The organism is Metabacillus rhizolycopersici, assembly GCF_020075705.1.
On sequence record NZ_JAIQUM010000006.1, the window covers coordinates 52132 to 64349 of the forward strand.

At 36.2% G+C, this 12218-nt stretch carries 11 protein-coding genes and 1 pseudogene; 10 read left to right on the forward strand and 2 right to left on the reverse strand.

Features of this window, described 5'->3' with window-relative positions; all coding sequences use genetic code 11:
• Positions 1–180: 180 nt before the first annotated feature.
• Entirely contained in the window at positions 181–1293 is a 1113-nt protein-coding gene (gene gcvT, locus K9V48_RS04310; RefSeq protein WP_224137263.1) for a glycine cleavage system aminomethyltransferase GcvT, read from the forward strand.
• 275 nt (positions 1294–1568) lie between these two features.
• Here gcvT and K9V48_RS04315 read toward each other — a convergent pair.
• Positions 1569–2028 (reverse strand): annotated as a pseudogene (locus K9V48_RS04315) (DoxX family membrane protein).
• Between the two features lie 365 nt (positions 2029–2393).
• Between K9V48_RS04315 and K9V48_RS04320 the strand changes: the two are divergent.
• Together K9V48_RS04320 and K9V48_RS04325 are read left to right on the forward strand one after the other, a co-directional pair.
• Entirely contained in the window at positions 2394–2621 is a 228-nt protein-coding gene (locus K9V48_RS04320; RefSeq protein WP_224137265.1) for a hypothetical protein, read from the forward strand.
• 119 nt (positions 2622–2740) lie between these two features.
• Positions 2741–3256 (forward strand): DUF3189 family protein, encoded by a 516-nt coding sequence (locus K9V48_RS04325; protein WP_224137267.1) that lies wholly within the window; start codon positions 2741–2743, stop codon positions 3254–3256.
• A gap of 188 nt (positions 3257–3444) precedes the next feature.
• Here the strand turns inward: K9V48_RS04325 and K9V48_RS04330 are convergent, their stop codons facing one another.
• The gene (locus K9V48_RS04330) at positions 3445–5571 is read right to left on the reverse strand and encodes a helix-turn-helix domain-containing protein (protein ID WP_224137269.1); all 2127 of its coding nucleotides are present in this window, start codon (positions 5569–5571) and stop codon (positions 3445–3447) included.
• Positions 5572–5711: 140 nt separating this feature from the next.
• Here K9V48_RS04330 and K9V48_RS04335 point away from each other — a divergent pair, with 140 nt between their 5' ends.
• The 7 genes from K9V48_RS04335 (at position 5712) to K9V48_RS04365 (ending at position 12177) form a co-directional block, all read left to right on the forward strand.
• Positions 5712–6869, forward strand: coding sequence for a hypothetical protein (locus K9V48_RS04335; RefSeq protein WP_224137271.1), 1158 nt, complete (start codon positions 5712–5714; stop codon positions 6867–6869).
• A 24-nt stretch (positions 6870–6893) separates the two neighbouring features.
• Positions 6894–8072 (forward strand): M20 family metallopeptidase, encoded by a 1179-nt coding sequence (locus K9V48_RS04340; RefSeq protein ID WP_308012497.1) that lies wholly within the window; start codon positions 6894–6896, stop codon positions 8070–8072.
• Between the two features lie 168 nt (positions 8073–8240).
• Positions 8241–9419, forward strand: a complete 1179-nt coding sequence (locus tag K9V48_RS04345; protein ID WP_308012498.1) for a M20 family metallopeptidase — start codon at positions 8241–8243, stop codon at positions 9417–9419.
• 256 nt (positions 9420–9675) lie between these two features.
• The gene (locus tag K9V48_RS04350; RefSeq protein ID WP_224137272.1) at positions 9676–9936 is read left to right on the forward strand and encodes a DUF1450 domain-containing protein; all 261 of its coding nucleotides are present in this window, start codon (positions 9676–9678) and stop codon (positions 9934–9936) included.
• Positions 9937–10179: 243 nt separating this feature from the next.
• Positions 10180–10674 carry a flavin reductase family protein gene (locus tag K9V48_RS04355; protein WP_224137274.1) on the forward strand — a complete coding sequence of 165 codons (495 nt, stop codon included), beginning with the start codon at positions 10180–10182 and terminating at the stop codon, positions 10672–10674.
• 263 nt (positions 10675–10937) lie between these two features.
• A complete protein-coding gene (gene trhO / locus K9V48_RS04360) occupies positions 10938–11894 on the forward strand; it encodes an oxygen-dependent tRNA uridine(34) hydroxylase TrhO (RefSeq protein WP_224137276.1) in 957 nt (318 codons plus the stop codon).
• Between the two features lie 37 nt (positions 11895–11931).
• Positions 11932–12177 carry a YuzB family protein gene (locus K9V48_RS04365; protein ID WP_111615418.1) on the forward strand — a complete coding sequence of 82 codons (246 nt, stop codon included), beginning with the start codon at positions 11932–11934 and terminating at the stop codon, positions 12175–12177.
• Positions 12178–12218: the final 41 nt, after the last annotated feature.

Here is a 12218-nt window from a genome sequence, read left to right on the forward strand (position 1 = left end):
AAAGGAGGAAATGTCTATAAAAATATAGTTCAGAGCTTTTTAATTGTGATGCAATGACTTATTCGCTAGCAGGAATGCACAAATGGGAGACCCCAATTGCTTGGGTAGCAGTGACGAATACAGGCATAAAGGTGAAGGAACGCTTATTTTGTAAAAAATCTTAGGGCTGAGGTGGAGAAAATGAGTAAAACAATCGACTTAAAACGAACACCACTTTTTGAAATCTATGAAAAATACGGGGCAAAAGTCATTGATTTTGGTGGCTGGGAAATGGCAGTGCAATTTTCTAGTATTTTAGAAGAGCATGAGGCTGTTAGAAAAGAAGCAGGACTTTTTGATGTTTCACATATGGGAGAAGTGCTTATTGAAGGGGAAGATGCAGAAAGCTATCTTAATTATCTTTTAACAAACGATGTGACGAAATTGAAAATCAATCAAGCGCAATATACGGCGATGTGTTATCCAAATGGAGGCATAGTGGATGACTTATTAGTTTACAAGTTGGAAAATGAAAAATACTTACTCGTCATTAACGCATCTAACATCGACAAAGATTACGAGTGGATGATGCAGAATGAAAGAGGTAGTGTCTCAATTAAAAATATTTCAAGTAACGTTGCTCAGCTTGCCATTCAAGGTCTAAAAGCAGAAGCAATTTTACAAAAGTTAACCGAAACACCATTGTCAGAAATAAAATCTTTCAACTTTGCTCCAAATGTTAACCTCGCTGGCATCAATAATGTCCTCGTATCTCGAACAGGTTATACAGGGGAAGACGGATTCGAACTCTATTTAGAAGCAGAACAAGTCGTCTTGTTATGTGAGAAGCTTCTAGAAGCAGGTAAGGATGATGGCTTAAAGCTATGTGGACTTGGTGCCCGTGATACCCTACGTTTTGAAGCACGTCTAGTGCTCTATGGACAAGAACTTACTAGAGAAATCAGTCCGCTCGAAGCAGGAATAGGTTTTGCTGTCAAAACAAACAAAGAAAATGAGTTTATCGGTAAATCAGTATTGAAAAAACAAAAGGAAAATGGAATCCAGCGAAAAATAGTTGGAATCGAAGTAACTGGGAGAGGCATTCCACGTCATGGGTATAACGTGTTTTCAGAAGATGGCAAGGAGATTGGATATATTACATCAGGAACACATTCACCAACGTTAAAGAAAAGTTTAGGTCTTGCATTGCTGTCAGCACAGCATTCTGAAGTTGGAACGAAGCTTAAAGTAGAAATCCGTAATAAAAAAGTCGATGCAGTTGTTGTCAAAACACCGTTCTATAAAAAGGGCTAAGAAAATGAAATGCTCAAAGTGAAAATTCCCGTTTGTTCACGATTAATCAATTGTCATCACCAATACTAGTCAATACCTTACTATTGAGTTAACAAATAAAACGAATGTAATAGCAAAAGATAGATTACTAACTGTCGTTGTATGAAAAAAGAAACTCGTCGAGAGAACTGGTTCAGTTTAGCTACTAGATAGAAATATTTTTTATTTGTCTAAAAAATAAACCCCTTCAGAATTCTGAAGGGGATAACGGCCGTAAAAGTCCGATAAGTCTTGCCTTAACGCTCAGCTAATTTCTTTTTATCGAAAGCAGCCTTTTGAATAAATGGGATAACCCATCTGTCTAAACCGTATTTACCTGCATTAAAGCCTGCGAACAAACCGATTGCTCCAAAAAAAGATCTGTTGGGATATGAGAAACAGTTCCAGCCATAAAGAATGAGAAGTTCATGACAAGACCAAAGAAAATAGCAGCTGCTGTAAAGCATCCTAAAATAAGTCCTAAACCTACTAAAAATTCACCAAGAGGTACGAGTGTATTGAATAGAGTAACGTTTGGTAGGGCAAAGCCTTCTAAAAATGACACATACCAGCTATAAACAGCGTTGCCATAGGGCCCATAACCGGGTTATCGATCGCATTTTGTAAATAACCAGAAGCATCAAATTCACCAGTTAATTTTCCCCAGCCTGCTGTAAGCCAAGAATATCCCATAAATAAGCGAATAGCAGTTAAAATCCCCGCAGCAACTGAACTTTCTCTTAACTATTTTACGACCATTTGAAACACTCCTTAATGATTTACATTTATTTTTATTAGTACAACGAAAATATACCAAATTCCATCACTTAAAATGAAAGTTTGCTCACAATTTAACAAATATACAATAAAAAATTGAACATATCATTTCATTCTTGAATTTTTATCCTTTTTTTTGCATTTATGTAAAATAAGTTAACATCGAATGCTTTTATTTTTGTCTATTTTCAAATATAATAAGATTAATAGAGGAGTTCACAAAATTGTCAAAATTAAAGTGTGAAACTGCTAGAGATTGGTGTGGGCTTTTGATCAAGAGAGACTACTTATGGAGGGTGAGGAATATGATTAGAACCGTTTCGGCAGGTCTACTTGGTTTGCTTCTTCTTATTATTGAATCAATGATTGTTATGAAGATAAAAGGATATCATACGATTGAATATAGTGGAATAGCAGACTTTATTGCGATTTGGGCAATGAATTTCTTTCTAGTCTTTTCTATAATGACACAGCTATTAAAGTGGTATGAAACGAAGCTCGATTATAAAAAGAGGAGAGAAGGCAATATTTAAAACATTAGTCAAGATAGCCCTTAATGTAACCATCCTCTTTAAATTCCATCTGTCTATACATAATATCTTGCTGGATAGGGAAATGTTAACACTAACATGTCATGCAGATGGAGGTACCGATGATTTATATTTACAATGATTTTGGTGGTACACATACTACTTCACTGGCAGCTGCCTACCATTTAAAACTCCTAACACCATCTTCAAGAATACTAACAAAAGAAGAAATTTTAGCTGTTCCCTACTTTAATAAATTAAAAAAAGAGGATGCAGGAAGAATCATCTTTCATGGAATAGATGAAGAAGGTCATCCTGTCTATACAATTGGAAGGAGATCTTCTAAGCTTGTCGTCCCTGCTTTATCAGACCTGATCTTACTATTGGAAAATCGCTATCAATTTAATGAAAAAATTGTTTTTTCAAATACTTCACCAACGGTACCTTTTGCGATGACGATGGGTGGGTTTTTCTCCAGAGGGTTAGGGATTGATATGATCGGAGTGCCTTTACTTGTCAAGGGTGCCCAGCAATGTTGTCACCATATCGCTGAATTAGTTGAAAAGACAAAACAAATTGCAAACGAAGCAAAGGATCAAAAAATCATAAAGATTGAGAATAAGGAATTTCAAGCTTGAAACTTTTTGAAATAAGGGTGTCCCAAAGGTGATTATTTACTTTTGGGACACCCTTATTTCATTGTAATATCAGAATTTATAAGTTTAGACTTCGAGAATTTTCCAGCGCAAGCGTCCTAGTCCCTCGAGGTCATACTATGCCTGAGGCTGATCAAGGCGCTTGCGCTTTTGTTCTGCGATTGTGTTATTCATTGCGTATTTTCTTGTTGCGGAAAGCTTTCATACAAATGACAAGCAAGTTGAATTTGTAAAAAATCATCCGGATTTTCGAGGTCAAGCTGAAGCAGGTCCTCAATCTTTTTCAAGCGTTGGTAGAGTGTATTTTTATGAATATGAAGCTTCTCAGCTGAATCAATGGTGGATTTGTTCGATTTTATATACGCAAAAAGTGTTTTTTCTAATTCATTTTTTCGCGATTTTACTGTACGCAGTGGCGACAAAATTTCATTTGTATAGTTTTCTATTTCAGATGAAGACTGAGTGATAAATAAACGATTAATGCCCATTTTTTGATAATGCATGATATCCGTTTTTCGGCGGCTAATTGCATAAGAAAGCGATTTTTTAGCCTCATCATAGGATTTAGAAATCGAATCGATTCCGTGATGAGAAGTGCTTAGGCCGGCATAGATTAAAGTTTCTGCTTGTTCTCCCCATTTGAACAATTGTGCTTGGAGTTTGACAATCAAATCATCAATCGCATCGTAAGTATTTGTAGGGAGCAGAATTGTTATCTTATTGTGAAAACCAAAAATGATTTTCCTTTTTTCTGGAATGTGTCGTTTGATTTTAATAATTAATCGATGAATTTCATTCTCCAATGTGAATAAATCACGATAAGAATCAACTTTTAGTAATAAAACTGTGTAAATTGAGTTTTTATTTATGCCTAGTGATTCTCCAATTTCCTCTAGTTTTGCTGGATTTTTCGTATGAAGTAAGTCATGAAATAATTCTTGAGTCTTCTTATAATATACTTCTGCCTGGGTTTTACGTTTTGTCATCTCCAACGCTAGCACGGAGCTTGCTTGTTCAATTGTCACGATATCTAATGCCGATAGGGGTGTGTAAAGTGGAATTGCAAAACAACCAAGTGAGACACGATCTGATAAAATAGGGTAAATATAGGTTTTCGTTTCATTTTGATAAAAGGAATCTATATAAATGGGTGTTTTCTTATTAGAAAAATTCTGTGAAAATGCATCTATCATTGCCTGTTGATTGGCGACGTTCATTTTCTGATAAAGTTCTGTCTCAAGGTAATCAAAAAAGAAAACATCTCTGTTCATGATTCTGTTTATTTCAAAAATAATAAACTCTACACTCTTATTTTGCAGAGAAAGCTGTGTTAGTGTCTCGTGTATTTCTGCTCTTTTCAACAGAAGTTCATTTTTTTCTGTTAGCTGCTTTGTTAAAATCGTTATTTCATCTAGCCGATCTTGGGCATTTTTATAGAGATTTGCATTTTTGATAGCGATCGCTGCTTGAGCGGTGAAAATTTGTAATAAGTTTAAATCATTATTGTTTAATTGGCCTTGTGACTCTAATTGTTGAACCGTCATTACGCCAAACGCTTTGTTTTCCAAGATGAGAGGAACCGAAATAAGCGCCTTTATTTTTGCATTATCAAAAGACTCCTGAATATAATGGAAATTATCCTCCGATAAAGTTGCCATTCCTTGATAAATTTCAGATCGAGAATAGTAAATGACTGGTAGGCCATCCTTAAAAACCTTTCCGGTAATGGATTCGCCGCTTTTTAATTTTGTAGCACGAAGTTGGTCATTAAAGCCTACCGATGCCCTTGGGATTAAACGCTCTGTTTTTTCATCATACAATTGTAGGTATCCGACATCTGCAGCAGGAATAACACTAAGAGCATGGGTAATAATAGAATTCAATACTTCTTGTAGCTCTAAAGATGATGTGATTGAGCGCGTACTTTCTAACATACTGGCAAGTTCAGCATCTTTCGCCTTCATTTTGTTTTTGATGTTTAGATAAGAAAAAATCAAATAAAAAGAATCAAGCTCATCCTTAAATTGATCAATAGTTGGACATGCTAGATAGAAAAGGACTTTTTCGTTTTCTGGATAAAAAAATGAAATTCGCGTTGACTCACCATCTGTTTGGATAATCATTTTTTCATCTTTAGAGGAAGTAGGAATTACGAATTTAGATTTATTTATTTCGATATCACCATGTGCATAAACGAATTGAGCAGGTTGATCGATCTGTTGAAAATAATAAAGTTCAAATGAGATTTTGTCGAATTTATTGTGTAAAAATGAGAGAAATAAGTCGTTATTTGTCATAAAAAAACCTCCGTATAGACAAGTATACACTGAAAATGAATATTTGTTGTGTAAATGAACATTGATATAATTTTCTAATAATTTATTATATTCTGTATAGAAAAAACAGCTTTTTTGAAGTAGTGTGGAGGGAAAGAAAAATGAGTGAACCAATTGTTGCGGCATTATTAATCATATTACTTATTGCGGTAGGAGAAGTTATATCAATTATGTCAAAAGCGAGAATCCCGATGTTATTAATTGTTTTCATGGGATATTTTATTTTATTATGGACAGGTATTTTTCCACCTGAGCTTATTGCCAACTCAGGATTAGGTGCTTTTGGAGCACTGATGATCGCACCGGTTATTGTTCATCTGGGGACGATGATTCCGCTTAGTGTCCTTAAAGGTCAGATAAAAGCAGTGTTTATCGCAATCATAGGAATTGTTTTTGCGGTTATTTTACTTATGATTGTAGCAGTTCCAATTATCGGTTATCCGGCAGTTGTTGCTGGAGCAGGACCTTTAACTGGAGGACTTATATCTGTTGTGGTGACAACGGAGAAGCTACAGGAGCTAGGACTTGTTAGTTTAATTGCAATTCCTGCACTTGTCGTTGGATTACAGAGTTTAATTGGTATGCCCCTTGCTGGAAACCTTTTGAGTCGATATGCAAAAAAACATCTTGCGACACTTGATTTTGCGAACGTTGTAGAAGCGAAAGAAAATGTAGTGGAAGAAACGAAAAAAACGTGGCTACCTGAAAAGTATCAAACTTCTGTTATTTTGCTCTTGCAATTGTTCATAGGTGGTGCCCTTGCCATTGGTTTAGGTAAGTTAACAGGGATTAACTACAGTATATGGGCATTATTAATTGGATTTATTGGCTCATATATTGGTTTTTACCAAAAAAATATGATGGAGCGCGCGAATTCATTTGGCATCAGTATAATGGGGATTATTCTAGTTGTTGTTGCATCGGCGAATAGTGTGACATTTGCATTATTTGTTGAGCATTTGCCAAGTGTCATTGTGATTCTTATTGTTGGTTCAATTGGAATTATCATTGGTGGCTATTTCGCATCAAAATGGGTCAAATGGGATCCACTAAAAGGAGTTCCGGTTGCATTAACAGCTATGTTTGGCTTTCCTGGTGATTATATTATTTGTGAAGAGGTAAGCAGAAGTGAAGGTAAGAATGAGCAGGAGCGTAAAGCGATATTAGATGAAATCCTAACACCAATGCTTGTCGGTGGATTTACGACTGTTACTGCTGCTTCGATTATCATTGCAAGTATACTTGTTCAAACACTTTAATTTATTATATGGGAGACGATTGTTTTGGAAAAGCTATATACATTACTAGATCAGGCATATGATGAAATGGTTGAAGTGCGCCGTTATTTGCATCAATATCCTGAATTATCATTTGAAGAAGTGGAAACACCAAAATATATTGCTGAATATCATAAAAAACTTGGACATGAAGTTCGTGTCGGAGTTGGTGGTAGAGGTGTTGTTGCTACGTTACGAGGCGGGAAACCAGGACAGACAGTTGCATTACGTGCAGATTTTGATGCCTTGCCAATCCATGAAGAAACAGACCTACCGTTTAAATCGACAGTAGACGGGGTTATGCACGCTTGTGGACATGATAGTCACACTGCAACGCTTTTAGTGCTCGCAAAAGTATTAAACTCTATGAAGGAAGAAATCTCAGGGAATGTCGTTTTCATTCACCAGCATGCAGAAGAAGTTTTGCCAGGTGGAGCAATTGCTATGATTGAGGATGGTTGTTTAGATGGGGTCGATGTCATCTTCGGTCAGCACATTTGGTCGCCAACTCCTGTTGGGACAATCGAGTATCGTACTGGCCCTTTAATGGCAGCGGCTGACTTTTTTAAAGTGAAAATTCAAGGTCGAGGCGGGCATGGCTCACAACCACATATGACAAAAGATAGTGTTGTAATTGGATCACAGCTTGTAAGCAATCTGCAGCAAATTGTTTCGCGAAGAGTCGATCCCCTTGATTCAGCGGTTCTTTCGATTGGTTCATTCGAGGCGAAAAATGCACCAAATGTCATTGCAGATACAGCAAAACTTGCTGGCACTGTGAGAACATTCAAAGAAAGCACTCGTGAATACGTAGAACAAGAGATTGAAAGAATTATAAAAGGAACATGTATGACAGGCGATGTGGAATATACATTTGAGTATCAAAAAGGCTACTCTGCTGTCATCAATCCGAAAGAAGAAATTGAATTTGTCATGGATCTAGCTAAATCCGTACCTGGTGTAACAGCTGTAAATGAATGTGAACCGCAAATGGGTGGAGAAGACTTCTGTTATTACTTGCAGCATGTTAAAGGGGCATTCTTCTTTACAGGTGCCCAAAACCCGGAGTGGGAAACAACATATCCTCATCATCATCCAAAGTTTAATATTGATGAAAAAGGAATGCTAATCGCTGCTAAAACATTAGGAGTTGCGACATTAACGTACTTGGAGAAAAATAAATAAGCAGAAATGACCTGACTCATTTTGTGGAAGGTAATTTTTTAAGAGTGTAAATAATCAAGTAAACATAATGAGGAAAATCATTATGTTTACTTGATATTTTTGTTTTTATCAATCTATTATTAATGGTTATAGACGAATTACTTATTCAAATAAAGGGGTTGTACCAACTTGGAAACATTATATCGTTTATTAGATGAAGCATACGACGAAATGGTAGAAATTAGACGTTATTTGCATCAATATCCGGAACTTTCGTTTGAAGAAGTGAAAACGGCTAAATACATTGTTGAATATCATGAAAAATTAGGTCATGAGATTCGCACTGGTGTAGGAGGAAATGGTGTTGTCGCTACCTTACGTGGTGGTAAACCGGGTCAGACGGTTGCCTTAAGAGCAGATTTTGATGCTCTACCGATTCACGAAGAGACTGACTTGCCGTATAAATCGACTGTAGACGGTGTCATGCACGCCTGTGGACATGATAGTCATACAGCAACGCTTCTCGTCCTCGCCAAAGTGTTAAACAGGATGAAGGATGAGATCGAAGGCAATGTCATCTTCATTCATCAACACGCTGAAGAGAAACCACCAGGTGGGGCGATTGGGATGATTGAAGACGGCTGTTTAGATGGAGTTGATGTAATTTTCGGTCAACACATTTGGTCGCCAGCACCTGTTGGGACGATTGAGTATCGCCCTGGTCCCTTAATGGCAGCCGGTGACGCCTTCAAAATAACGATTCAAGGTAGTGGCGGACATGGAGCACAACCGCATACGACAAAGGATAGTGTTGTAATTGGCGCACAGCTCGTTAGCAATCTGCAACAAATTGTTTCACGGAGAATTGATCCCCTTGATACAGCTGTTATCTCAATTGGTTCATTTGAAGCGGTAAATGCGCCGAACGTCATTGCCGATACTGCCATCCTTGAGGGGACAGTACGGACATTTAAAGAAAGCACCCGAAGCTATATTGCTGAAGAGATGGAGCGCGTTATAAAAGGAACATGTTTAGCTGGCGATGTGGAATACACCTACGAATACCAGAAGGCATACCCAGCAGTTATCAATCCAGTAGAAGAAATCGAATTTGTCATGGAGCTTGCTAAATCAGTACCTGGTGTAACAGCTGTAAAGAAAGTCGAACCGCAAATGGGTGGAGAAGATTTCGCCTTTTACTTACAACACATCAAAGGTGCATTTTTCTTTACAGGTGGTCAGAATCCAGAAGTGAACGCTATTTATCCTCATCATCATCCCAAATTTAATATTGATGAAAAAGGAATGTTAATCGCAGCCAAGACGTTGGGGGTCGCTACGTTAACGTATTTGGAGAAAAATAAATAATTGAATCGAGATGTACCGTAATTTGTGAATGCAGTACATGTATAAGAAACGAACATCAAAAAGGATGATGACCCGATTTTGTTCGTTTTTTTTACGGATTGAATAGCTTATCCGCTAGTTCAAAAAGCTATATTTGTATCCATTTTAAGAAAGAATTGATGCAAAAACTTTTTCAATAAGGATCCAAACGATTATAATTTAATGTGTATTGCTAAACGAACGACAGTACGAGAATATGACATTTGGGGGCATCTTGATGAAAAGGTTATTTTCGAAAATGGCAAAGAAAAAACGAAAAGTAGAATTTTGCCAAAAGAATTTGGATCGATTTTTAAAAGAAGAAGATGTTCCCTATTATGAGGAATTCTTTAAGAATCCTATCATTTCTTACAACGAATATCATTGCCAGAGTAAATGCGAAATTTGTACTAAACACCCATATGCAATGGTTAATGGACGAATGATAATCGCAAACTCGACCAAAGAGTTACTAGATAAGATGAGGGAGATTGTTTAATCATAGCTTCATTCTAGTATTTTTGAGAGTTTTTATAGACGGCGCTATAAAATCGTGTATAACTTAATAGATATTTTCTTATTATCATGATATATTTAGTGTGAATATTTAGAATTTTCAAGATTTTTTCGGTTTAAAGTAATATGATTAGGCTTAGTTATAAAAATACATAAAAAAATGAATGAAAGATCACAGAGAGAGATTTGTCATGTCATTTTTATTCATGGGAAGGTGTGTTGTGAGATGGGGAATAGTACAAACGAAACAGTATTTAAAGAAGTAATGGGAAATTACCCTACGGGTGTAACGGTTGTGACAACAGTTGATGAAAACGGAGTACCACTTGGATTAACAGTAAATTCATTTGCTTCCGTCTCATTAGATCCTCTACTAGTTTTATGGTCAATCGATAAAAGAGTGTCAACTTATGACATTTTTACAAAAACGGAAAAATTCGCTGTGCACGTATTAGCTAATGATCAAAGTGATATTTGTTCACTATTTGCAAGTAAAGGTACCGATCGTTTTAAAAATTGTGATTGGAAGCTATCTGAAAACAATCTTCCAATCATTGCAGGTGCTGCCGGAGTGATGCAATGTAAAACGTTCAAAACAATTGAAGCGGGAGATCATACGATTTTGATTGGCGAAATTGTTGATATTCAAAGCGAAAGCAAAGAGCCACTTCTATACCATAAAAGAAAGTTTGGGAAAATACCTGAAGAATTTTATATTTAATCTACTAAATACCTTTCCTTGTTTGAAATCTAGGAAAGGTATTTTTGTTTGCGTTTAGCGCACAATGACCAAAAATAGTGATCAAGGATGACAGTCATCTGATGGCTGCCCCTAAAGGTATTATAAATTAACAGCGAAAGTGTTAAACTGAAGAGACGTTTTGTTATATAATATGTAAGATGACTTAGAGATCTTTGACAACAACAACCAACTCAGTTATCTTTATCTTTTGTAAATATTAATTTAGTAGGTGAACGAATTTTATGGAAGAACAACAATTTCGCGTTTTATTATACTACCAATATGTCACGATAAATAATCCAGAAGAATATACAAAGGAACATCTAAAGTTCTGTACTAATCTTGGCTTAAAGGGAAGAATATTAGTTGCTGAAGAAGGAATTAATGGTACGGTGTCTGGAACGATTGAACAGACAAATAAATATATGAGTTATATGAAGGAAGATCCGCGTTTTAAAGATATGGTCTTTAAAATAGACGAAGCTGATCAACATGCATTTCAAAAAATGCATGTACGTTATAGACCTGAACTAGTCACTTTAAGATTAGAAGATGATGTAAATCCTTTGGAAGTAACCGGTGATTATTATTCTCCAAAAGAATTTTATGATGCGATGCAACAAGAAGATACTGTCATTATCGATGCAAGAAATGATTACGAATTTGATTTAGGCCATTTTCGTCATGCGATTAAGCCAGAAATAAAATCGTTTAAAGAATTACCACAATGGATCCAGAAAAACAGAGAAATGCTAGAGGGTAAAAAAATATTAACCTATTGTACAGGCGGGGTTCGTTGTGAAAAGTTTTCAGGCTGGTTACGAAATGAAGGATTTGAAGATGTTGCACAGCTTCACGGTGGAATCGTAACATATGGGAAAGATCCAGAAGTTCAAGGTGAACTGTGGGATGGCCAATGTTATGTATTCGATGAAAGAATTAGCGTTCCAATTAATAGAGTGAACGCAACTGTTGTAAGTAAAGATTATTTCACGGATGAGCCTTGTGAACGCTACATCAATTGCGCTAATCCTGAATGTGATAAACGAATGTTTTGTTCAGAAGAAAACGAGCATAAATACTTGCGTTCTTGTAGCCATGAGTGTAGAGTACATCCAAGAAACAAATATGTAGCTGAGTATGGATTGACAGAGGAACAAGTAAAGGAAAGATTGCTAGTAGTAAATACAACGAAGTAATGAACCGTGAAAATTGCCCTGAAAGGAGTTAAAAAATATCGGTATTGTAGTAGTTGAAATTTGCGATGGCAGTTTAATCAATTCCCTGGATATAGAGAAAATCATTGAGGGTAAATACCCTGATGTAGCTGTCATTAAAAATGATTGTCTGTCATTTTGTGGAATGTGTGCCAAATTGCCATATGCAATCGTAAATGGTAAACGTATTTTTGCAAAAACGACGGAAGAATGTTTAGAAAAAATAAAAGTAGAAATTGAAGCGGAATTGGCTTTTTATGCGTAAGCTATTGATTGGCAGAACACCCACGTCGTAAAATTTCGAAT

Coding starts and splice junctions, on each gene's coding strand:
- gcvT (WP_224137263.1), top strand. CDS start 181: ATGAGTAAAACAATCGACTTAAAACGAACACCACTTTTTGAAATCTAT.
- K9V48_RS04320 (WP_224137265.1), top strand. CDS start 2,394: ATGATTAGAACCGTTTCGGCAGGTCTACTTGGTTTGCTTCTTCTTATT.
- K9V48_RS04325 (WP_224137267.1), top strand. CDS start 2,741: ATGATTTATATTTACAATGATTTTGGTGGTACACATACTACTTCACTG.
- K9V48_RS04330 (WP_224137269.1), bottom strand. CDS start 5,571: ATGACAAATAACGACTTATTTCTCTCATTTTTACACAATAAATTCGAC.
- K9V48_RS04335 (WP_224137271.1), top strand. CDS start 5,712: ATGAGTGAACCAATTGTTGCGGCATTATTAATCATATTACTTATTGCG.
- K9V48_RS04350 (WP_224137272.1), top strand. CDS start 9,676: ATGAAAAGGTTATTTTCGAAAATGGCAAAGAAAAAACGAAAAGTAGAA.
- K9V48_RS04355 (WP_224137274.1), top strand. CDS start 10,180: ATGGGGAATAGTACAAACGAAACAGTATTTAAAGAAGTAATGGGAAAT.
- trhO (WP_224137276.1), top strand. CDS start 10,938: ATGGAAGAACAACAATTTCGCGTTTTATTATACTACCAATATGTCACG.